General features: G+C 51.2%; 20 protein-coding genes. 16 read left to right on the top strand and 4 right to left on the bottom strand.

Features of this window, described 5'->3' with window-relative positions; genetic code table 11:
- Positions 1-3 precede the first annotated feature (3 nt).
- From rbsA to kup, 3 genes are all read right to left on the bottom strand, one after another.
- Positions 4-1509 (bottom strand): ribose ABC transporter ATP-binding protein RbsA, encoded by a 1506-nt coding sequence (rbsA, locus tag OGY10_RS23650; protein WP_286577516.1) that lies wholly within the window; start codon positions 1507-1509, stop codon positions 4-6.
- 7 nt (positions 1510-1516) lie between these two features.
- Positions 1517-1936: a D-ribose pyranase gene (gene rbsD / locus OGY10_RS23645; RefSeq protein WP_003827001.1), complete on the bottom strand. Its 420-nt coding sequence runs from the start codon at positions 1934-1936 to the stop codon at positions 1517-1519.
- A 192-nt stretch (positions 1937-2128) separates the two neighbouring features.
- A complete protein-coding gene (gene kup, locus OGY10_RS23640) occupies positions 2129-3997 on the bottom strand; it encodes a low affinity potassium transporter Kup (protein ID WP_003827003.1) in 1869 nt (622 codons plus the stop codon).
- A 329-nt stretch (positions 3998-4326) separates the two neighbouring features.
- Here kup and ravA point away from each other — a divergent pair, with 329 nt between their 5' ends.
- Positions 4327-5823, top strand: coding sequence for an ATPase RavA (gene ravA / locus OGY10_RS23635; protein ID WP_020996042.1), 1497 nt, complete (start codon positions 4327-4329; stop codon positions 5821-5823).
- A complete protein-coding gene (viaA, locus tag OGY10_RS23630; RefSeq protein WP_008786554.1) occupies positions 5817-7268 on the top strand; it encodes an ATPase RavA stimulator ViaA in 1452 nt (483 codons plus the stop codon). Before ravA ends, viaA begins: the two co-directional genes overlap by 7 nt.
- Positions 7269-7271: 3 nt before the next feature.
- Here viaA and asnA read toward each other — a convergent pair whose 3' ends face one another.
- Positions 7272-8264: an aspartate--ammonia ligase gene (gene asnA, locus OGY10_RS23625; RefSeq protein WP_003827009.1), complete on the bottom strand. Its 993-nt coding sequence runs from the start codon at positions 8262-8264 to the stop codon at positions 7272-7274.
- A gap of 151 nt (positions 8265-8415) precedes the next feature.
- Between asnA and asnC the strand changes: the two genes are divergently transcribed.
- The 14 genes from asnC to glmU all read left to right on the top strand — a co-directional run bounded on the left by asnC (position 8416) and on the right by glmU (position 21941).
- Complete coding sequence (gene asnC, locus OGY10_RS23620; RefSeq protein WP_003023780.1) at positions 8416-8874, top strand: transcriptional regulator AsnC; 459 nt, start codon at positions 8416-8418, stop codon at positions 8872-8874.
- 88 nt (positions 8875-8962) lie between these two features.
- The gene (mioC, locus tag OGY10_RS23615) at positions 8963-9412 is read left to right on the top strand and encodes an FMN-binding protein MioC (RefSeq protein WP_003827013.1); all 450 of its coding nucleotides are present in this window, start codon (positions 8963-8965) and stop codon (positions 9410-9412) included.
- Positions 9413-9784: 372 nt separating this feature from the next.
- Entirely contained in the window at positions 9785-11674 is a 1890-nt protein-coding gene (gene mnmG, locus OGY10_RS23610; protein WP_191226614.1) for a tRNA uridine-5-carboxymethylaminomethyl(34) synthesis enzyme MnmG, read from the top strand.
- A gap of 102 nt (positions 11675-11776) precedes the next feature.
- A complete protein-coding gene (rsmG, locus tag OGY10_RS23605; protein ID WP_003827017.1) occupies positions 11777-12400 on the top strand; it encodes a 16S rRNA (guanine(527)-N(7))-methyltransferase RsmG in 624 nt (207 codons plus the stop codon).
- A gap of 614 nt (positions 12401-13014) precedes the next feature.
- Positions 13015-13395, top strand: coding sequence for a F0F1 ATP synthase subunit I (gene atpI / locus OGY10_RS23600; protein ID WP_003827019.1), 381 nt, complete (start codon positions 13015-13017; stop codon positions 13393-13395).
- Positions 13396-13402: 7 nt separating this feature from the next.
- Positions 13403-14218 (top strand): F0F1 ATP synthase subunit A, encoded by an 816-nt coding sequence (atpB, locus tag OGY10_RS23595; RefSeq protein WP_003023792.1) that lies wholly within the window; start codon positions 13403-13405, stop codon positions 14216-14218.
- 46 nt (positions 14219-14264) lie between these two features.
- Entirely contained in the window at positions 14265-14504 is a 240-nt protein-coding gene (gene atpE, locus OGY10_RS23590) for a F0F1 ATP synthase subunit C (protein ID WP_003023794.1), read from the top strand.
- Positions 14505-14563: 59 nt separating this feature from the next.
- Positions 14564-15034 carry a F0F1 ATP synthase subunit B gene (gene atpF, locus OGY10_RS23585; RefSeq protein WP_003827022.1) on the top strand — a complete coding sequence of 157 codons (471 nt, stop codon included), beginning with the start codon at positions 14564-14566 and terminating at the stop codon, positions 15032-15034.
- 14 nt (positions 15035-15048) lie between these two features.
- Positions 15049-15582 carry a F0F1 ATP synthase subunit delta gene (atpH, locus tag OGY10_RS23580; protein ID WP_003827024.1) on the top strand — a complete coding sequence of 178 codons (534 nt, stop codon included), beginning with the start codon at positions 15049-15051 and terminating at the stop codon, positions 15580-15582.
- A gap of 12 nt (positions 15583-15594) precedes the next feature.
- On the top strand, positions 15595-17136 hold the full coding sequence (gene atpA, locus OGY10_RS23575) for a F0F1 ATP synthase subunit alpha (RefSeq protein ID WP_003827026.1): 1542 nt from the start codon (positions 15595-15597) through the stop codon (positions 17134-17136).
- 50 nt (positions 17137-17186) lie between these two features.
- Positions 17187-18050, top strand: coding sequence for a F0F1 ATP synthase subunit gamma (atpG, locus tag OGY10_RS23570; RefSeq protein WP_006687765.1), 864 nt, complete (start codon positions 17187-17189; stop codon positions 18048-18050).
- Between the two features lie 26 nt (positions 18051-18076).
- Positions 18077-19459 (top strand): F0F1 ATP synthase subunit beta, encoded by a 1383-nt coding sequence (gene atpD, locus OGY10_RS23565; protein WP_003023806.1) that lies wholly within the window; start codon positions 18077-18079, stop codon positions 19457-19459.
- Between the two features lie 20 nt (positions 19460-19479).
- Positions 19480-19899 carry a F0F1 ATP synthase subunit epsilon gene (locus OGY10_RS23560; protein ID WP_003023809.1) on the top strand — a complete coding sequence of 140 codons (420 nt, stop codon included), beginning with the start codon at positions 19480-19482 and terminating at the stop codon, positions 19897-19899.
- Between the two features lie 671 nt (positions 19900-20570).
- Positions 20571-21941: a bifunctional UDP-N-acetylglucosamine diphosphorylase/glucosamine-1-phosphate N-acetyltransferase GlmU gene (gene glmU / locus OGY10_RS23555; RefSeq protein WP_267442171.1), complete on the top strand. Its 1371-nt coding sequence runs from the start codon at positions 20571-20573 to the stop codon at positions 21939-21941.
- The last annotated feature ends 121 nt before the right edge of the window (positions 21942-22062 follow it).

The following is a 22062-nucleotide window of genomic DNA, read 5'->3' as shown; positions in this document are numbered from 1 at the left end:
TTTTTACTCCTGATTCACGCGATTAAGCTTGCCCACAGCGGCAGCCATTAATACTTCCTGAGTGGCCTGCTCGCGAGTGAACTCACCGCCGAGATGCCCTTCATGCATAACGATAATTCGATCGCTCATGCCCAATACTTCTGGCATCTCAGAGGAGACCAGAATGATACTCAGCCCGTCAGCCTTAAACTGGTTGATAAGCTGATAGATTTCTTTCTTGGCTCCAACGTCAACGCCGCGCGTTGGTTCATCAAGGATCAGCACTTTTGGCCGGGTCATCAGACCGCGCGCAATCGCCACTTTCTGCTGGTTACCACCGGAAAGCAGGCCGATAGCCTGTTCCATTGATGGTGTTTTAACATTGAACAGACGAATAAAATCACCCACCGCCTGCTGCTCATCTTTATGTTTAAGGCTTCCACCGGCGCGGCTGAAATAACGCAGCGCGGTCAGTGACATGTTCTCTTTCACCGACATGCTCAGCACTAAGCCATCGCGTTTACGGTCTTCAGAAATATAGACGATGCCGTTAGCCAACCCATCCTGCGGCGAACGGGTAACCACTTCATGGCCATCAAGCGTGACGTAACCGCTGGTGCGCGGCAATGCGCCGTACAATACTTTCATCAGTTCGGTACGTCCGGCCCCCATCAGCCCGGATACGCCAAGGATCTCGCCTTTACGCAGCGTGAACGAAACATCGTTTACGCCAGGACCGCACAGGTTATCGACCTTCAGGCGAATATCACCCGGCGCTTTTTCCAGGCGCGGGTACTGATCTTCCAGCTTACGTCCCACCATCATTTCAATCAGCGAGTCTTCAGTCAGCGAGGCAACTTCACGTTCGGCAATAAACTGCCCGTCGCGGAAGACGGTTACGTCGTCGCAAATCTCGAAGATCTCTTTCATACGGTGAGAAATATAGACAATGCCGCGTCCCTGGGATTTCAGTTCGCGGATGACGCGGAACAGGGATTCGGTTTCAGTGTCGGTGAGGGCATCCGTCGGTTCATCCATAATGATGACCTTCGATTCAAAGCTCAGCACTTTGGCAATTTCGACCATCTGCTGATCGCCAATCGACAGCTCACCAACCAGTCTGTCGCTTTTAAAGCGCAGATTCAGTTTGGCGAGCAGCAGATCGGCTTCGGCGTACATCTTCTTCCAGTCAATTTTGCCAAAGCGATTCACAAACTCACGGCCAAGAAAAATGTTCTCGGCGATAGTGAGTTGCGGGATCAGGTTCAGCTCCTGGTGGATGATACCGATTCCGGCTTCCTGGGAGGATTTCGGGCCGTTAAAGGTGGTCTCTTTCCCCAGCCACAATAAAGAACCGGCATCACGGGTATAGATCCCGGTCAGCACTTTCATCATGGTGGATTTGCCCGCGCCGTTTTCGCCCACCAGCGCCATTACGCGGCCAGGGTAGACATTCAGCGCGGCGCCGGATAGCGCTTTTACGCCCGGGAACGCTTTATCGATCCCTTTGAGTTGCAGTAATGCGTTCATGATGGCCTCAGAACGTGACGCCAGCACAGAGAATGATATTCGCATACGGAGAACATTCTCCGCTGCGAATTACCGCCTGACTGTCTGCGGTTTGTTTTTTGAATTGTTCATGCGTGGTGTAACGAATTTCTATGGTGTTTCCCTGGTGTTGTTGCAGTTGCTCAATGTGGCTGAGCAACGTTTCGTGGAGTTGCGGATTATGTTGTTTAATTTCCGACGCGAGAATGGCTGCCTCGACCTGCATTTCACGTGTGACCACATCCAGTACCTGCATAAAAGAAGGTACGCCCTGGGTTAATGCCATATCAATACGCGTTGTGCTGTTCGGGATGGGTAAACCTGCATCACACACCACCAGCGTATCGGTATGCCCCAGACGGGAGATCACCGTTGAAATTTCAGAGTTGAGTACCGTGCCTTTCTTCATTTTCTTTCCCCACTAGCGAAACGTTTCGCTGGAGATAAGTGTAGTGCGAAGAGTGGACAGAAAACCACCGCGACGTTACGAAAATGTGATCGCCATCGAAACGTTTCGCAAGGATTATCATTTGATGAAATGAAAACTGAGAGGGGCAAAACAAAACGCCCCCTTTCGCGATGAAAGAGGGCGTCGATGAGATTAAATCTCTACCTGAGTACCAAGCTCAATAACCCGGTTCGGTGGGATTTCAAACTGGTCCGGCGCGCGCAGCGCGTTGCGCTGTAGCAGCAGATACAGCTTGCCGCGCAGACGCAGGTACCATGGCCGCTTGCCTACAATCAACGACTCATGCGACATGAAGAAGGACGTTTCCATCATCCGACAGCTTAAGCCTTCCAGACCGCAGCGATGGAACACTTCCTCCACGTTCGGCGTTTCGCGCCAACCGTAGCTGGCCACCACGCGCCAGAAGGTGGGCGATAACTGCTCAATCTGCACCCTACGCACGTTGTGAACATAGGGTGCATCTTCCGTGCGCAGCGTCAGCAGAATAACGCGCTCATGCAGCACCTTGTTATGCTTGAGGTTATGCAGAAGCGCAAACGGGATGACGTTCAGTGCGCGGGACATATACACCGCCGTTCCCGGCACGCGTACCGGTGGCGATTTCTCCAGAGAAGCAATCATCGCCTCCAGAGAGTTACCGTGCTCATGCATGCGACGCAGCAGACGGAAGCGTTCGCTTTTCCAGGTGGTCATGATGGTGAACATCACCAGACCCAGCGTCAGAGGCAGCCAACCGCCGGAAATAAGCTTATCGAGGTTCGCAGAGAACAGCGGAACATCGACGCACAAGAACGCCACCAGGATCAGGAAGACGAAGTATTTATTCCAGTGCCAGTTTTTGCGCGCCACGGTGGTAGACAGAATAGATGTCAGTACCATCGTCCCCGTTACCGCAATCCCATACGCCGCGGCCAGATTACTGGAGTGTTCAAAGCTCACAATCACGATAACTACCGCAAAATAGAGCATCCAGTTAACGAAAGGAATGTAAATCTGGCCCGATTCCATTTCCGAGGTATGGATGATACGCATCGGCGATAAATACCCCAGACGTACGGCCTGACGCGTCAGCGAGAAGACGCCGGAGATAACCGCCTGAGAGGCGATAACCGTTGCCAGCGCGGCGAGGATCAACAATGGAATTAATGCCCAGTCCGGCGCCAGCAGGAAAAACGGGTTTTTGATCGCTTCAGGATGCTTTAACAGCAACGCGCCCTGCCCAAAATAGTTCAGCACCAGTGAAGGCAATACCACGGAGAACCATGCCAGACGAATCGGCAATTTACCGAAGTGGCCCATATCCGCATACAGCGCTTCAACACCGGTAATCGACAGCACCACCGCACCCAGTGCGATAAAGGACAGCGTTTTGAATTCGAGGAAGAAATGCACCGCCCAATACGGATTGAGCGCCTGCAGCACTTCCGGATTGCCAATAATACTGCGCACACCTAATACCGCGAGCGTCAGGAACCATAGCAGCATAATCGGCGCAAACAGCTTACCGACCATGCCGGTACCGTGTTTTTGAATCAAAAACAGCAGGGTCAGCACAATTATTGAGAGCGGAACAATCCAGGTATCCAGTTGCGGGGCAACTATCTCCAGACCTTCAATTGCAGACATCACCGAAATGGCTGGCGTAATCACCACTTCACCATAGAAGAAGCTGCCGCCTATCAATCCCATAATGACCAGCATGGAGGTTGTTCGCGCCGAGGTATTGCGCCCGGCCAATGACATCAGCGTCAGGATCCCGCCTTCTCCGGCGTTATCTGCGCGCATGACAAACGTCAGGTATTTAATGGAGACAACAAAGATCAGCAGCCAGAAAATCAGCGAGAGAAAACCAAATACGGCATCACGTTCAACGCCAAAACCAAACTGGCCGGACAAACATTCACGAAGCGTATAAAGTGGGCTGGTACCAATATCACCGTAGACAACCCCAATGGCCGCAAGGGTAATCGCAGACAATGATTGTTTATTATCAGTGCTCATAGACTCGTCTTTCGTTTATACACATCATCTTTCAAGTCACTCCGTGTGGGCTGCATTCGTTATTCCCCCCATCCCAGAAGAAAACTCCATTGCCGCCTTGGTGCAGCTTGATTGATTTGGTGTATATATAAGAAATGTGTGCGTCGTCCCTTGGCCCACAAAAAGGCGCACAGTATGCACGATTAATCACAAAATCGTACCCCTAAATGAGACCAGATTAATCTGGCTCAAAGAAAAATAAGCGCACCTTCAGTCTATTACTGCAATGGTGTGAAGCATCTATACTCGCAGTTTATGCAGTACATTTGGCGAAAGGACGCCACTTCATTATGGCTCACCCACATTTATTAGCGGAAAGAATTTCCCGTCTGAGCAATGCGCTGGAAAAGGGACTTTATGAACGTAGCCACGCCATTCGTCTGTGTCTGCTGGCAGCACTCAGCGGCGAGAGCGTTTTCTTATTAGGTCCCCCGGGGATCGCAAAAAGCTTAATTGCCCGCCGACTGAAGTTTGCCTTCCAAAACGCACGCGCTTTTGAATACCTGATGACGCGCTTCTCTACGCCCGAAGAGGTGTTTGGTCCGCTGTCCATTCAGGCGTTAAAAGACGAAGGTCGCTATGAACGCTTAACGGCGGGCTATCTTCCTGAAGCTGAAATCGTTTTTCTCGATGAAATCTGGAAAGCAGGCCCGGCAATTCTTAACACCCTGTTGACCGCCATTAACGAACGTCACTTCCGTAACGGCGCGTATGAAGAAAAAATTCCGATGCGTCTGCTGGTGGCGGCTTCCAACGAACTGCCTGAAGCCGACAGCAGCCTGGAAGCGCTGTACGACCGTATGCTGATTCGTCTGTGGCTGGATAAAGTTCAGGACAAGGCCAATTTCCGCTCCATGCTGTTAAGTCAGCAGGATGAAAGCGACAATCCGGTCCCGGCATCATTGCAGGTGACGGATGAAGAGTATCACCAGTGGCAAAAAGACATTGGTGCGATCAAGCTTCCCGATCGCGTGTTTGAGCTCATTTTCACGCTGCGCCAACAGTTGGACGTGTTACCGAATGCTCCTTATGTGTCCGATCGTCGCTGGAAAAAAGCGATCCGCTTACTCCAGGCCAGTGCTTTCTTTAGCGGACGCGATGCGGTAGTACCTATCGACCTGATCCTGCTGAAAGATTGCCTGTGGTACGACGCACAAAGCCTGAATCTGATGCAACAACAGCTTGAAATATTGATGACCGGACACGCCTGGCAACAGCAAGCCATGCTGACGCGCCTGGGCAGCATTGTGCAGCGCCGCATTCAGCTCCAGCAGCAGCAAAGTGACAAAACGGCGTTCACGGTGATCCGCCAGGGAGGAATGTTCAGCCGTCGTCCTCATTATGATTTACCGCCAGAAGCCTCGTCTTCTGTCGTGACATTACTGCTGCAAAAGCCTTTAAAACTGCATGATATGGAGGTTATCCATATAGCTTTCGAACGTGGCGCGCTGGAACTGTGGCTAACAAAAGGCGGTGAGATCCGCGGAAAACTAAACGGGATCGGCTTTGCCCAAACGCTGAATATGGAAGTCGATAGCGCACAGCATCTGGTTGTACGCGATGTCAGTTTACAAGGTTCTCGCCTGGCGCTGCCGGGTGCTTCGCAAGAGAGTATGCCCGCAGAGATAAAACAGGAGCTTGAAGCGCTCGATAATGAGTGGCATCAGCAACACAGCGCATTCAGCGAACAGCAAAAATGCCTGTTTATTCATAGCGACTGGTTAGGCCGCATTGAGGCCAGCCTACAGGATGTCGGGGCGCAAATCCGCCAGGCGCAACAATGCTGACCCTTGATACGCTCAACATCATGCTGGCAGTCAGCGAAGAGGCGATGATCGAAGAGATGATCGTCGCCCTGCTGGCTTCCCCAAAGATGGTGGTATTTTTTAAAAAATTTCCTCGCCTTAAAAAAGCGATCACTGACGACATCCCCCGCTGGCGTGAATCATTGCGTAGCCGCCTCAAAGATACCCATGTACCGCCGGAGCTGATGGAGGAAGTTATGTGCTATCAACAAAGCCAGCTCCTCTCTCATGCGCAGTTTATCGTTCAGCTACCGCAAATATTATCGCTATTGCACCGCCTCCATTCGCCTTGGGCCGGGCAAGCGCAGCAACTGGTCAATGACAACAGCACCTTTACGCCTGCACTACATACGCTTTTTCTCCAGCGCTGGCGCCTGAGCCTGGTGGTGCAAACCACAACGCTGAATCAGCAACTGCTGGAAGAAGAGCGCGAGCATTTGCTCAGTGAAGTACAGGAACGTATGACCCTTAGCGGACAACTGGAACCTGTACTGGCAGAAAATGACAACGCAGCAGGCCGGTTGTGGGACATGAGCGCGGGCCAAATCAAGCGCGGTGATTATCAGTTGATGGTGAAATACGGCGAATTTCTGACGCAGCAACCCGAACTCCAGCGCCTGGCCGAGCAGTTAGGTCGTTCCAGAGAGGCGAAATCCGTGCCGCGTAAAGATGCGCCAATGGAAACCTTCCGTACCCTGGTGCGCGAACCTGCAACCGTCCCGGAGCAGGTGGATGGCATCCAGCAAAGTGACGATATCCTGCGCCTGCTACCGCCAGAGCTGGCCACGCTGGGCATTACCGAACTGGAATACGAGTTCTACCGACGGCTGGTGGAAAAACAACTGCTCACCTACCGCCTGCACGGCGAAGCATGGCGTGAAAAAGTAACGGAACGTCCGGTGGTGCATCAGGATTTTGACGAGCAGCCGCGCGGGCCTTTTATCGTCTGCGTTGATACCTCGGGATCGATGGGCGGATTTAATGAGCAGTGTGCGAAAGCCTTTTGCCTGGCGCTAATGCGCGTTGCCCTTGCCGATAACCGGCGCTGTTTCATTATGCTGTTTTCAACAGAAGTGGTGCGCTATGAGCTTTCCGGTCCGGAGGGCATCGAACAGGCTATCCGCTTTTTAAGTCAGCGCTTTCGTGGTGGCACTGATATTGCCAGCTGTTTTCGCGCCATAATTGAGCGCATGCAGGGTCGGGAATGGTTTGATGCCGATGCGGTGGTGATCTCAGATTTTATCGCTCAGCGATTGCCCGATGAGGTCGTCAATAAAGTGGGTGAATTACAGCGGGTGCACCAGCACCGTTTTCACGCGGTGGCGATGTCAGCACATGGCAAACCCGGCATCATGCGCATTTTCGATCATATCTGGCGCTTTGATACCGGGATGCGAAGCCGCCTGCTCAGACGCTGGCGGCGTTAATTGTTACAGCAGAGAAGCGACGCTTTCACGTACCTGGGCCGGCCATACGCCACACTGAACCTGACCAATGTGCGGTAATTGCAGCAACAGCATGGTCAGACGCGACTGCCCAATGCCGCCACCAATTGTCTGCGGCATTTCACCGCGCAGCAGCGCCTGGTGCCACTCCAGACTCAGGCGATCTTCATCACCGGTCAGAGACAGCTGGTGTTTCAGGGCGTCAGCATCCACACGGATCCCCATAGAAGACAGCTCAAACGCATCTTCCAGAACCGGGTTCCAGACCAGAATATCACCGTTCAGACCGGCATGACCCAGCTCGGACGCTGAACTCCAGTCATCATAATCCGGCGCACGTACGTCATGACGGTGACCGTCACTGAGCTTACCGCCGATCCCCACCAGGAATACCGCACCCAGCTCTTTAGCGATCGCACGTTCACGACCTTTTGCATCAAGATCCGGATAACGAGATAACAGCTCCTGGCTATGAACAAAGTGGATCTGCTCTGGCAGGAACGGTGCCAGACCAAACTCTTTGCTAACCGCAGCTTCGGTGGCCTTAATTCCCGCCCAGATAGCCTCTACCGTGCTTTTCAGAGTGGAGAATTGACGCTCACCGTCGCCCATCACGCGCTCCCAGTCCCACTGGTCAACGTACACTGAGTGCAATGGGGAGAGGCGATCTTCATCGGGACGCAGGGCTTTCATGTGCGTGTACAGCCCCTCGCCTGCGCTAAAGTCGTGTTGTCCTAACGTTTGACGCTTCCACTTCGCCAGTGAATGAACCACTTCGAATTGAGCGTCTGGCAATGCTTTAACCTTCACCTGCACCGCTTTTTCACAGCCCGACAAGTTATCCTGCGTGCCATCTCCAACGCGGCTGAGGATCGGCGCCTGAACTTCGATCAGGCCTAAACGCTCTTCCAGCTGGCGAGAAAAATGAGATTTTACGAAGCTAATTTGACGTTGTTTGGCAATGTAAGCGGTTTTCATTATGTGTACTCCTGTGTCCTGTTGCCTATGATTAAGCAACAGAATGGAGGTAATATTCAATAATCAACAAACAAAAAGCCGACTTCGATTTTGATTCGTTAAAAATTACGTCTAAAATAGAGGGAATCATTAATCTACATAAGAAAAACCTATGGAAAATTATCAGATCGACAATCTGGACCGCGGCATTCTTGACGCCTTAATGGAAAATGCTCGTACCGCCTACGCAGAATTAGCCAAACAGTTCGGCGTCAGCCCAGGAACAATTCACGTTCGCGTAGAAAAGATGAAGCAGGCGGGGATCATTACCGGCGCGCGGATTGATGTTAGTCCCAAACAATTGGGTTATGACGTCGGCTGCTTTATCGGCATCATCCTGAAAAGTGCGAAAGACTATCCGTCAGCGCTGGCCAGACTGGAAAGCCTCGATGAAGTGACCGAAGCGTATTACACCACCGGGCACTACAGCATCTTTATTAAGGTGATGTGCAAGTCGATCGACGCATTGCAGCAGGTACTTATCAACAAGATCCAAACAATTGACGAAATTCAGTCCACGGAAACGCTGATCGTCCTGCAAAACCCGATCATGCGTACCATCAAGCCGTGATCGCTTTTTTTAATACCCTGGTTTTCCACAGGTAGATCCCAGCTCGCTCACAGCGTACAATACGCCCTCTTTATAAAGGTGGGCGATCATGGCAGACATCACTCTTATCAGCGGTAGTACGCTTGGCAGTGCGGAATATGTAGCAGAGCATCTGGCTGAAAAGCTGGACGACGCCGGTTTTTCCAGCGAAATACTGCATGGGCCAATGCTTGAAGAGGTTCCTACTGACGGGATCTGGCTGATTATCAGCTCCACGCACGGTGCGGGAGATATTCCTGACAACCTGCAGCCTTTATATGATGCGTTACGCGAGCAAAAGCCGGACCTGTCACAAGTGCGCTTTGGTGCAATCGGGATCGGCAGTCGTGAATATGACACCTTTTGCGGCGCAATCGACAAGCTGGAAGCCGAATTGAAGGCCTGTGGGGCAAAACAGATCGGCGAAACACTCAGGATCAACGTGCTGGAACATGAAATTCCGGAAGATCCGGCAGAAATTTGGCTGGGATCGTGGCATCCGTTGCTCAGAGATTTGTAAAGATCGTACTTTTTTATGTGGATAACTCTGGTTAAAAGCTTGGATCAACCGGTAGTTATCCCAAGAACAACCGTTGTTCAGTTTTTGAGTTGTGTATAACCCTTCATTCTGATCCCAGCTTATACGGACCAGGATCACCGATCATTCACAGCTAATGATCCTCAGCAACCTGTTGATCTTACTTAAAGGATCGTCCTTATCCACAGAAAGGTGCGATCCTAATAAGAGATCACAATAAAACAGATCTCTAAATAAAAAGATCTTCTTTTTAATACCCAGGATCCCAGGTCTTTCTCGATCGACTAAAGTTGAGTAGAATCCACGGCCCGGGCTTCAATCCATTTTCACACCGCGTTATGCGAGGCAATTACCATGTTTTATCAGGATCCTTTTGACGTCATCATCATTGGCGGGGGTCATGCAGGCACCGAGGCCGCAATGGCCGCGGCGCGAATGGGACAACAAACCCTGCTTTTGACACACAATATCGACACTCTGGGGCAGATGAGCTGCAACCCGGCGATTGGCGGTATTGGGAAGGGACACCTGGTAAAAGAAGTGGATGCGCTTGGTGGATTGATGGCAAAAGCGATCGACCATGCCGGTATTCAGTTTAGGATACTAAACGCAAGCAAAGGACCAGCCGTTCGCGCTACCCGAGCTCAGGCCGATCGTGTGCTCTATCGCCAGGCGGTACGCACTGCGCTGGAGAATCAACCTAACCTGATGATCTTCCAGCAGGCGGTTGAAGATCTGATTGTCGAAAACGATCGCGTTGTGGGAGCAGTAACCCAAATGGGACTGAAGTTCCGTGCCAAAGCGGTCGTATTAACCGTGGGGACTTTCCTCGACGGCAAAATTCATATTGGCCTGGATAACTACAGCGGTGGCCGCGCTGGCGATCCGCCGTCCATCCCGCTGTCACGCCGTCTGCGTGAACTGCCGCTGCGCGTCAGCCGCCTGAAAACCGGTACACCGCCGCGTATCGATGCGCGCACGATTGATTTCAGCGTGCTCGGCCAGCAAAACAGCGATAACCCGATGCCGGTCTTCTCATTCCTGGGCGATGCTTCTCAGCATCCGCGCCAGATGCCGTGTTACATCACGCATACCAATGAGAAAACCCATGACGTGATCCGCAATAACCTCGATCGTAGCCCAATGTACGCTGGCGTGATCGAAGGTATCGGCCCACGTTACTGCCCGTCGATCGAAGACAAAGTGATGCGCTTTGCCGATCGTAACCAGCATCAGATCTTCCTCGAACCGGAAGGACTGACCTCTAACGAAATTTACCCGAATGGCATCTCCACCAGCTTGCCGTTCGATGTGCAGATGCAAATTGTCCGCTCCATGCAGGGGATGGAAAATGCCAGAATCGTCCGCCCAGGCTACGCGATTGAGTATGATTTCTTCGATCCGCGTGACCTGAAACCTACTCTGGAAAGCAAATTCATCCAGGGTCTGTTCTTTGCGGGCCAGATTAACGGTACAACCGGTTATGAAGAAGCCGCTGCACAAGGCATATTGGCAGGTCTGAACGCCGCACGCTTGTCTGCCGAAAAAGAGGGTTGGGCACCGCGTCGCGATCAGGCTTATCTTGGCGTGCTGGTGGACGACCTGTGTACGCTGGGTACCAAAGAACCGTACCGTATGTTCACATCTCGCGCTGAATATCGTCTGATGCTGCGTGAAGATAACGCCGACCTGCGTCTGACCGAAATTGGTCGTGAACTGGGTCTGGTGGACGATGAGCGCTGGGCTCGCTTCAACGAGAAACTGGAGCGTATCGAACAGGAACGCCAACGTCTTAAATCAACCTGGGTGAATCCGTTAGCGGAGTCCGCAGCAGAAGTGAATGCTCACCTGGCTACACCTCTGTCACGTGAAGCGAGCGGTGAAGATCTGCTGCGTCGCCCGGATATGACCTATGCTCAGTTGACCTCTTTATCTGCGTTCGCACCCGCGCTTGATGATGCTCAGGCCGCGGAACAGGTTGAGATTCAGGTGAAATATGAAGGATATATTGCCCGTCAGCTGGAAGAAATTGAAAGACAACAGCGCAATGAAAACACCCTGTTGCCTGCAACGCTGGATTATCGTCAGGTCTCTGGCTTGTCGAATGAAGTTATCGCTAAGCTGAACGATCACAAACCCGTTTCGATCGGTCAGGCATCGCGTATTTCCGGCATAACGCCTGCCGCCATCTCCATTCTGCTGGTATGGCTGAAAAAACAAGGTATGCTGCGCCGCAGCGCTTGATAACACTATTTTGGCGGGGGCGCTTCGCTTGCCCGCCGTACAAATTTGTAGGCCCGATAAGCGAAAGCGCATCGGGCATTTGATTATTAACAGGTAACGACCGTGCTCAACAAACTCTCTCGTCTGCTGGCTGATGCCGGTATTTCTCTTACCGATCACCAGAAAAATCAGCTGATTGCGTATGTCGATATGCTGCACAAATGGAACAAAGCCTACAACCTGACGTCGGTGCGGGATCCAAACGAAATGCTGGTACGCCATATTCTGGACAGCATTGTCGTTGCACCGTATCTGAAGGGTGAGCGTTTTATCGATGTAGGTACGGGACCGGGCCTGCCGGGAATTCCGCTTTCTATAGTGCGTCCAGAAGCGCATTTCACACTGCTCGATAGCCTGGGAAAACGTGTTCGTTTCTTGCGTCAGGTGCAGCATGAGCTTGCGCTTACTAACATCACTCCAGTGCAAAGCCGTGTTGAAGAATTTCCTTCAGAACCGCCGTTTGATGGGGTGATTAGCCGTGCTTTCGCTTCACTCAATGATATGGTGAGCTGGTGTCACCATTTGCCGGGCCAGAATGGGCGTTTTTATGCGCTAAAAGGGCAGTTGCCTGCAGATGAAATTGATTCGCTGCCAGCAGAATTCAGCGTTGAGTCCGTCGAAAAATTACGCGTTCCGCAGTTGGATGGTGAACGTCATTTGGTGGTTATTAAGCCAAACAAAATTTAATTTTTATCAAAAAAAATAGAGAAAAAACGGCTTTTCAGGTGTTAAAAGTCATAGGTAATAGTGTGGTTAAATGTCGTTACATTTCACTAATGCCTTACGGTTTTGCATCATAACTATAACGTACCGTTTTTTGTTAAAAGCGAAACAAGTCAGCTGTGAAAATATCAGTCTGCTAAAAATAGAACGTAAGAATCACCGTCCGTGTTAATTTTTTATTATAAATGTCAATGAGCGGTTTTTTTGTTGTTAGGCGTTGTTTTTGAAATAGTGGCTATTTTTACGCTTAAATATCAAAAAGATGAAAAGGCATCAATTGCCACGTAAATAAATTATGCGAAGGTGAATATGTTCAATATGTGATCTGGTGCACGCTTTGGCGCCAGTGTTTTCGCGGCATTTGCAGTTTTGCATGATCGTTCACAGTTTGCCTAAAAGTAATAAATGTGGGGCAGCGAAAAATATTTAAACATTTATTCACTTTTTAGCTACTTATTGTTTGAAATCACGAAGGCGCACCGTATAATTTGTCCGCTTTTTGATGCTTGACTCTAAGCCATAAAGAACGTTTTATACGACACGCGGCATACCTCGAAGGGAGCAGGAGTAAAAACGTGATGTCTATGTCGCTCTTGAGTCGAAACGTTGCTCGTAAGCTTTTGCTCACACAGCTTCTGGTTGTAATAGCAAGTGGATTGCTGTTTAGCCTCAAAGACCCTTTCTGGGGCATCTCCGCGTTGTGTGGAGGATTGGCAGTGTTACTGCCTAATGTGTTGTTTATGATATTTGCCTGGCGTCACCAGGTACATACACCAGCGAAGGGCCGAGTAGCCTGGTCGTTCGCTTTCGGCGAAGCCTTCAAGGTATTAGCGATGCTGGTGTTGTTGGTGGTGGCGTTGGCTGTTTTGAAAGCGGTATTCATGCCGCTGATCGTTACGTGGGTTTTGGTGCTGGTGGTTCAGATACTGGCGCCGGCTGTAATTAACAACAAAGGGTAAAGGCATCATGGCTTCAGAAAATATGACGCCGCAGGATTACATAGGACACCATCTGAATAACCTTCAGTTGGACCTACGTACATTCTCGCTGGTGGATCCGCACAACCCCCCAGCCACCTTCTGGACGCTCAATATTGACTCCATTTTCTTCTCGGTGGTTCTGGGTCTGTTGTTCCTGCTTATGTTCCGTAGCGTAGCCAAAAAGGCGACCAGCGGCGTACCAGGTAAATTTCAGACCGCGATTGAGCTGGTAATCGGCTTTGTGCATGGTAGCGTGAAAGACATGTACCATGGCAAAAGCAAGCTGATTGCTCCGCTGGCCCTGACGATTTTCGTCTGGGTATTCCTGATGAACTTGATGGATTTGCTGCCTATCGACCTGCTGCCGTACATCGGTGAGCATATCTTTGGCCTACCGGCTCTGCGTGTGGTTCCGTCTGCTGACGTGAACATCACCCTGTCGATGGCGCTGGGCGTATTTATCCTCATTCTGTTCTACAGCATCAAAATGAAAGGCATCGGTGGCTTCGCGAAAGAGTTGACGCTGCAGCCGTTCAATCACTGGGCGTTCATCCCTGTCAACTTAATCCTTGAAGGGGTAAGCCTGCTGTCCAAACCAATCTCTCTTGGTCTGCGACTGTTCGGCAACATGTATGCCGGTGAGCTGATTTTCATTCTGATTGCTGGTCTGTTGCCGTGGTGGTCACAGTGGATCCTGAATGTGCCTTGGGCCATTTTCCACATACTGATTATCACGCTGCAAGCCTTCATATTTATGGTTCTGACGATTGTCTATCTGTCGATGGCATCTGAAGAGCATTAATTTACCAACACTACTACGTTTTAACTGAAACAAACTGGAGACTGTCATGGAAAACCTGAATATGGATCTGCTGTACATTGCTGCCGCTGTGATGATGGGTCTGGCGGCAATCGGTGCTGCGATCGGTATCGGCATCCTCGGGGGTAAATTCCTGGAAGGCGCAGCGCGTCAACCGGATCTGATTCCTCTGCTGCGTACTCAGTTCTTTATCGTTATGGGTCTGGTGGATGCAATCCCAATGATCGCTGTAGGTCTGGGTCTGTACGTGATGTTTGCTGTCGCGTAGTAAGCGTTGCTTGAATTAAGAGCAATATCAGAACGTTAACTAGATAGAGGCATTGTGCTGTGAATCTTAACGCAACAATCCTCGGCCAGGCCATCGCGTTTGTCCTGTTCGTTCTGTTCTGCATGAAGTACGTATGGCCGCCATTAATGGCTGCCATCGAAAAACGTCAAAAAGAAATTGCTGACGGCCTTGCTTCTGCAGAACGAGCACATAAGGATCTTGACCTTGCAAAGGCCAGCGCGACCGACCAGCTGAAAAAAGCGAAGGCGGAAGCTCAGGTAATCATCGAGCAGGCGAACAAACGCCGTGCTCAGATCCTGGACGAAGCTAAAACTGAAGCAGAGCAGGAACGTACTAAAATCGTGGCACAGGCGCAGGCGGAAATTGACGCCGAGCGTAAACGTGCTCGCGAAGAGCTGCGTAAGCAAGTTGCTATCCTGGCTGTTGCTGGCGCCGAGAAGATCATCGAACGTTCCGTGGATGAAGCTGCTAATAGCGACATCGTGGACAAACTTGTCGCTGAACTGTAAGGAGGGAGGGGCTGATGTCTGAATTTATTACGGTAGCTCGCCCCTACGCCAAAGCAGCTTTTGACTTTGCCGTTGAGCACCAAAGCATTGACCGTTGGCAGGATATGTTGACGTTCGCCGCTGAGGTGACAAAAAACGAACAAATGGCAGAGCTTCTCTCTGGCGCGCTGGCGCCGGAAACGCTCGCTGAGTCGTTTATCGCCGTGTGCGGTGAGCAGCTGGACGAAAGCGGCCAAAACCTGATTAGGGTAATGGCTGAAAATAACCGTCTGAATGCGCTCCCGGATGTTCTTGAGCAGTTTATTCACCTGCGTGCAGCCAGTGAGGCTATCTCTGAGGTAGAAGTCACTTCTGCCAATGCACTGAGTGATGAACAGCTTACGAAGATTAGTGCTGCGATGGAAAAACGTCTGTCACGCAAAGTTAAGCTGAATTGCAAAATCGATAAGTCTGTAATGGCAGGCGTAATCATCCGAGCGGGTGATATGGTCATTGATGGCAGCGTACGCGGCCGTCTTGAGCGCCTTGCAGACGTCTTGCAGTCTTAAGGGGACTGGAGCATGCAACTGAATTCCACCGAAATCAGCGAACTGATCAAGCAGCGCATTGCTCAGTTCAGTGTTGTGAGCGAAGCTCATAACGAAGGTACTATTGTTTCTGTAAGTGACGGTGTTATCCGCATTCACGGCCTGGCCGATTGTATGCAGGGTGAGATGATTTCCCTGCCGGGTAACCGTTACGCTATCGCACTGAACCTGGAGCGCGACTCCGTAGGTGCAGTTGTGATGGGTCCATACGCTGACCTCGCCGAAGGCATGAAGGTTAAGTGTACGGGTCGTATTCTGGAAGTTCCGGTTGGCCGTGGCCTGCTGGGTCGTGTGGTGAACACTCTGGGTTCCCCGATTGACGGTAAAGGTCCGGTTGATAACGATGGCTTCTCGCCAATCGAAGTTATCGCACCAGGCGTAATCGAACGTCAGTCCGTCGACCAGCCAGTACAGACCGGTTATAAATCTGTTGATGCCATGATCCCAATCGGTCGTGGCCAGCGTGAGCTGATCATCGGTGACCGTCAGACAGGTAAAACTGCGATGGCAATCGATGCCATCATCAACCAGCGTGATTCCGGCATCAAATGTGTGTACGTGGCTATCGGCCAGAAAGCGTCCACCATTTCCAACGTGGTTCGTAAACTGGAAGAACACGGCGCACTGTCCAACACCATCGTTGTTGTGGCGACCGCGTCTGAATCTGCTGCACTGCAATACCTGGCACCATATGCCGGTTGCGCAATGGGCGAATACTTCCGTGACCGCGGTGAAGATGCACTGATCGTTTATGATGACCTGTCTAAACAGGCTGTTGCTTACCGTCAGGTTTCCCTGCTGCTGCGTCGTCCGCCAGGACGTGAAGCATTCCCGGGCGACGTATTTTACCTCCACTCCCGTCTGCTGGAACGCGCATCCCGCGTAAACGCGGAATACGTTGAGAAGTTCACCAATGGTGAAGTTAAAGGTAAAACCGGCTCCCTGACCGCTCTGCCGATTATCGAAACCCAGGCGGGTGACGTTTCTGCGTTCGTTCCGACTAACGTAATTTCCATTACCGATGGTCAGATCTTCCTGGAAACCAACCTGTTTAACTCCGGTATTCGTCCGGCAGTTAACCCGGGTATCTCCGTATCTCGTGTTGGTGGTGCAGCGCAGACTAAGATCATCAAGAAACTGTCCGGTGGTATTCGTACCGCTCTGGCACAGTATCGTGAACTGGCAGCGTTTTCTCAGTTCGCTTCCGACCTGGATGAAGCTACTCGTAAGCAGCTGAGCCACGGTCAGAAAGTAACTGAACTGCTGAAGCAGAAACAGTATGCGCCAATGTCTGTTGCACAGCAGGGTGTGGTGCTGTTTGCGGCTGAACGCGGTTACCTCGAAGATGTGGAACTGGCGAAAATCGGTAGCTTCGAAGCCGCTCTGCTGGCTTACGTTGACCGTGACCACGCTCCGCTGATGCAAGAGATCAACCAGTCCGGTGGCTATAACGATGAAATCGAAGGCAAGCTGAAAGCTATCCTCGATTCCTTCAAGGCAACCCAGTCCTGGTAACGTCTGGCGGTCTGCTTTAGGGCGGACCGCAAGGCATTGAGGAGAAGCTCATGGCCGGCGCAAAAGAGATACGTAGTAAGATCGCAAGCGTCCAGAACACGCAGAAGATCACTAAAGCGATGGAGATGGTCGCCGCTTCCAAAATGCGTAAATCGCAGGATCGCATGGCGGCCAGCCGTCCTTATGCAGAGACCATGCGCAAAGTGATTGGTCACCTTGCGAATGGTAATCTGGAATATAAGCACCCTTACCTGGAAGAACGCGACGTTAAACGCGTGGGCTACCTGGTGGTGTCGACCGACCGTGGTCTGTGCGGTGGCTTGAACATTAACCTGTTCAAAAAGCTGCTGGCGGATATGAAAACATGGTCCGATAAAGGCGTTCAGTGCGATATCGCAATGATTGGCTCTAAGGGCGTGTCTTTCTTTAACTCCGTTGGCGGAAACGTGATCGCTCAGGTAACCGGCATGGGGGATAACCCTTCCCTGTCCGAACTGATCGGTCCGGTTAAAGTGATGCTGCAGGCCTACGATGAAGGTCGTCTGGACAAACTGTACGTTGTCAGCAACAAATTTATTAACACCATGTCTCAGACGCCAACCATCACTCAACTGCTGCCTCTGCCGGCATCAGATGATGATGAATTGAAGCGTAAATCCTGGGATTACCTGTATGAGCCAGACCCGAAAGCGCTGCTGGATACCTTGCTGCGTCGTTATGTCGAGTCTCAGGTTTATCAGGGCGTGGTAGAAAACCTGGCCAGCGAGCAGGCCGCACGTATGGTGGCGATGAAAGCCGCGACCGACAATGGCGGCAGCCTGATTAAAGAGCTGCAGTTGGTATACAACAAAGCTCGTCAGGCCAGCATTACTCAGGAACTCACCGAAATCGTCGGTGGTGCATCCGCGGTATAACCAGGTTAATTCGTAGAGGATTCAAGATGGCTACTGGAAAAATTGTCCAGGTAATCGGCGCCGTGGTTGACGTCGAATTCCCTCAGGATGCCGTACCGCGCGTGTACGATGCTCTTGAGGTTATGAATGGTAAAGAGAGCCTGGTGCTGGAAGTTCAGCAGCAGCTCGGCGGCGGTATCGTACGTACCATCGCCATGGGTTCTTCCGACGGTCTGCGTCGTGGTCTGGAAGTTAAAGACCTCGAACACCCGATCGAAGTCCCGGTAGGTAAAGCAACCCTGGGTCGTATCATGAACGTCCTGGGTCACCCGATCGACATGAAAGGCGATATCGGTGAAGAAGAGCGTTGGGCTATCCACCGCGCAGCACCTTCCTACGAAGAGCTGTCCAGCTCTCAGGAACTGCTGGAAACCGGCATCAAAGTTATCGACCTGATGTGTCCGTTCGCTAAGGGCGGTAAAGTCGGTCTGTTCGGTGGTGCGGGTGTAGGTAAAACCGTAAACATGATGGAGCTGATCCGTAACATCGCGATCGAACACTCCGGTTACTCCGTGTTTGCGGGCGTAGGTGAACGTACTCGTGAGGGTAACGACTTCTACCACGAAATGACCGACTCCAACGTACTGGACAAAGTGTCCCTGGTATATGGCCAGATGAACGAGCCGCCGGGAAACCGTCTGCGCGTTGCACTGACCGGTCTGACCATGGCTGAGAAGTTCCGTGACGAAGGTCGTGACGTTCTGCTGTTCGTTGATAACATCTACCGTTACACCCTGGCCGGTACAGAAGTATCTGCACTGCTGGGTCGTATGCCATCAGCGGTAGGCTACCAGCCGACCCTGGCGGAAGAGATGGGTGTTCTTCAGGAACGTATCACCTCTACCAAAACCGGTTCTATCACCTCCGTTCAGGCGGTATACGTACCTGCGGATGACTTGACTGACCCGTCCCCAGCAACCACCTTTGCTCACTTGGATGCAACCGTGGTACTGAGCCGTCAGATCGCGTCTCTGGGTATCTACCCGGCAGTTGACCCGCTGGACTCCACCAGCCGTCAGTTGGATCCGCTGGTTGTTGGTCAGGAACACTACGACACCGCGCGTGGCGTACAGTCCCTGCTGCAGCGTTATCAGGAACTGAAAGACATCATCGCCATCCTGGGTATGGATGAACTGTCTGAAGAAGATAAACTGGTGGTAGCACGTGCGCGTAAGATCCAGCGCTTCCTGTCCCAGCCGTTCTTCGTTGCGGAAGTATTCACCGGTTCTCCGGGTAAATACGTTTCCCTGAAAGACACCATCCGTGGCTTTAAAGGCATCATGGAAGGCGAATACGACCACCTGCCAGAGCAGGCGTTCTACATGGTTGGTTCTATCGACGAAGCCGTGGAAAAAGCCAAAAAACTTTAACGCCTTAATCGGAGGGTGATATGGCAATGACTTACCACCTGGACGTCGTCAGCGCAGAGCAACAAATGTTCTCTGGTCTGGTCGAGAAAATCCAGGTAACGGGTAGTGAAGGTGAACTGGGTATTTTCCCGGGTCACGCACCGCTGCTCACCGCCATTAAGCCTGGTATGATCCGCATCGTTAAACAGTTCGGTCATGAAGAGTTTATCTATCTGTCCGGCGGCATTCTTGAAGTGCAGCCTGGCAGCGTGACCGTACTGGCTGATACCGCGATTCGCGGACAGGATCTCGATGAAGCGAGAGCCCTGGAAGCGAAGCGTAAGGCTGAAGAGCACATTAAGAGCTCTCATGGTGACGTGGATTACGCTCAGGCATCTGCGGAACTGGCCAAAGCGATCGCGAAACTGCGCGTTATCGAGTTGACCAAAAAAGCGATGTAACACCGGCTTGAAAAGCACAAAGGCCAGTCTGGTTTCCAGGCTGGCTTTTTTTATGGATTTGTTTCAGTAAAAGTGGAACTAAAAAGCTGTTTTATTATTTTGTGATTTACATCACAAAAATGTTGATCGGTTAAAAAATGAGGCGTAAACTCTTTTTTGTGTGATGTGTGTCACAAAATTAATTCAGATAAAAACAGGATACCAACATGAAATTGTTTAACAAAATCATCGCCCTTTTCAGCAGCATGGACGTTTAGTCGTTCCCTACCTGCTCTGTGGCGCGATGCTTAATACGGTTTATCAGCTAGCGCCATCGTTATTAAATCCCCCTCCTTCGCTGTATCATTTGTTCTCTGTCTTTCCCCCTCAATTTTCCCTACCCGTTTTTCTGCTTCTCACTGAATCACATAAATAAAATCGTATTATGCTGATGTAATGCTTTATTCATGCGGTAAAAAAATAGCAAAAACATTAACCTAAGGCTTTAATAAGAGCAGACTCCTGGTTTTTGGGAGACAAAAGACGCAGATATAGACGAAAATAGTGAGTTATCAGATGGGGAATCCCCCCTGTTGAACGTTTTATCTTCGGTCCATTTTACGCTGAAAAAAATGTAGTATTTTCAATGTGAAACGGTATAAATTCGTTCTCAAATTACAGTCAGGACGTGTATGTTGAATAATGCTATGAGCGTTGTGATCCTTGCCGCAGGCAAAGGCACGCGTATGTATTCCGATCTTCCTAAAGTGCTGCACACCCTCGCAGGAAAGCCGATGGTTCAGCATGTCATTGATGCAGCTAATGAATTAGGTGCGACTCATGTACACCTTGTCTACGGACACGGTGGCGATCTGCTTAAGCAAACGCTGAAAGATGGCAATCTGAATTGGGTTCTGCAGGCTGAGCAGTTGGGTACCGGCCATGCAATGCAGCAGGCGGCGCCATTCTTTAGTGATGATGAAGACATTTTAATGCTCTATGGCGATGTGCCGCTGATCTCTACCGATACCTTACGTCGCCTGCGTGAAGCCAAACCGCAGGGTGGTATCGGTTTGTTAACGGTAAAACTGGACGACCCATCCGGCTATGGGCGTATTACCCGTGATAACGGCAAAGTTACTGGTATTGTTGAGCATAAAGATGCAACCGACGAGCAGCGTCAAATCCAGGAAATCAACACTGGCATTCTGATTGCCAACGGCGCTGACATGAAGCGTTGGCTGTCTAAACTGACCAACAACAACGTGCAGGGTGAATACTACATCACCGATATCATCGCGATGGCGTATCAGGAAGGACGTGAAATTGCGGCAGTTCATCCGGCACGAATCAGTGAAACGGAAGGGGTAAATAACCGCCTTCAGTTATCCCGTCTGGAACGTGTTTATCAGTCTGAGCAGGCAGAAAAACTGCTGCTGGCGGGCGTGATGCTGCGCGATCCTGCACGTTTTGATCTCCGCGGTACGCTGATTCACGGGCGCGATGTTGAAATTGATACTAACGTTATCATTGAAGGTAACGTAACCGTTGGGGATCGCGTCAAGATTGGCGCTGGCTGTATCATCAAAAGCAGCGTGATTGGTGAGGGGTGTGAGCTTAGCCCGTACAGTGTGGTGGAAGATGCCCATCTGGAAGCCGCTTGCACCATCGGTCCATTCGCGCGTCTGCGCCCGGGTGCAGAGCTGCAGGAAGGCGCACACGTGGGTAACTTCGTCGAAATGAAAAAAGCGCGTCTGGGTAAAGGCTCTAAAGCTGGTCATTTGACCTATCTGGGCGATGCGGAAATTGGCGATAACGTGAATATCGGCGCGGGTACGATCACCTGCAACTACGATGGTGCCAATAAGTTTAAAACCATCATTGGTGATGATGTGTTTGTGGGTTCTGATACTCAGCTGGTGGCACCTGTCACCGTGGGTAAAGGTGCGACGATTGCCGCAGGGACCACCGTAACGCGTAATGTCGCCGATAACGAATTGGTATTAAGCCGTGTACCTCAGGTCCATAAACAGGGCTGGCAGCGTCCGGTGAAGAAGAAGTAATTTATTTTTGCCGGATGGCGGCTTTGCCTTATCCGGCCTACGTGCGGTGACGTTCTGTAGGCCTGATAAGCGTGAGCGCCATCAGGCAGACAAGAGATGAGGGGATAATATAATCCTCCGC

The sequence above is a fragment of the Citrobacter sp. Cpo148 genome (assembly GCF_030332375.1).
In the GTDB taxonomy this organism is placed as follows: Bacteria; Pseudomonadota; Gammaproteobacteria; order Enterobacterales; family Enterobacteriaceae; genus Citrobacter; species Citrobacter portucalensis.
Note: the sequence above shows the minus strand (reverse complement) of the source record. Positions and strands in the feature narration are given on the sequence as shown.

Bases quoted from the DNA above. Each gene is read 5' to 3' on its own strand.
- rbsA (WP_286577516.1), bottom strand. From the start codon at position 1,509: ATGAACGCATTACTGCAACTCAAAGGGATCGATAAAGCGTTCCCGGGC.
- rbsD (WP_003827001.1), bottom strand. From the start codon at position 1,936: ATGAAGAAAGGCACGGTACTCAACTCTGAAATTTCAACGGTGATCTCC.
- kup (WP_003827003.1), bottom strand. From the start codon at position 3,997: ATGAGCACTGATAATAAACAATCATTGTCTGCGATTACCCTTGCGGCC.
- ravA (WP_020996042.1), top strand. From the start codon at position 4,327: ATGGCTCACCCACATTTATTAGCGGAAAGAATTTCCCGTCTGAGCAAT.
- viaA (WP_008786554.1), top strand. From the start codon at position 5,817: ATGCTGACCCTTGATACGCTCAACATCATGCTGGCAGTCAGCGAAGAG.
- asnA (WP_003827009.1), bottom strand. From the start codon at position 8,264: ATGAAAACCGCTTACATTGCCAAACAACGTCAAATTAGCTTCGTAAAA.
- asnC (WP_003023780.1), top strand. From the start codon at position 8,416: ATGGAAAATTATCAGATCGACAATCTGGACCGCGGCATTCTTGACGCC.
- mioC (WP_003827013.1), top strand. From the start codon at position 8,963: ATGGCAGACATCACTCTTATCAGCGGTAGTACGCTTGGCAGTGCGGAA.
- mnmG (WP_191226614.1), top strand. From the start codon at position 9,785: ATGTTTTATCAGGATCCTTTTGACGTCATCATCATTGGCGGGGGTCAT.
- atpI (WP_003827019.1), top strand. From the start codon at position 13,015: ATGTCTATGTCGCTCTTGAGTCGAAACGTTGCTCGTAAGCTTTTGCTC.
- atpB (WP_003023792.1), top strand. From the start codon at position 13,403: ATGGCTTCAGAAAATATGACGCCGCAGGATTACATAGGACACCATCTG.
- atpE (WP_003023794.1), top strand. From the start codon at position 14,265: ATGGAAAACCTGAATATGGATCTGCTGTACATTGCTGCCGCTGTGATG.
- atpH (WP_003827024.1), top strand. From the start codon at position 15,049: ATGTCTGAATTTATTACGGTAGCTCGCCCCTACGCCAAAGCAGCTTTT.
- atpA (WP_003827026.1), top strand. From the start codon at position 15,595: ATGCAACTGAATTCCACCGAAATCAGCGAACTGATCAAGCAGCGCATT.
- atpG (WP_006687765.1), top strand. From the start codon at position 17,187: ATGGCCGGCGCAAAAGAGATACGTAGTAAGATCGCAAGCGTCCAGAAC.
- atpD (WP_003023806.1), top strand. From the start codon at position 18,077: ATGGCTACTGGAAAAATTGTCCAGGTAATCGGCGCCGTGGTTGACGTC.
- OGY10_RS23560 (WP_003023809.1), top strand. From the start codon at position 19,480: ATGGCAATGACTTACCACCTGGACGTCGTCAGCGCAGAGCAACAAATG.
- glmU (WP_267442171.1), top strand. From the start codon at position 20,571: ATGTTGAATAATGCTATGAGCGTTGTGATCCTTGCCGCAGGCAAAGGC.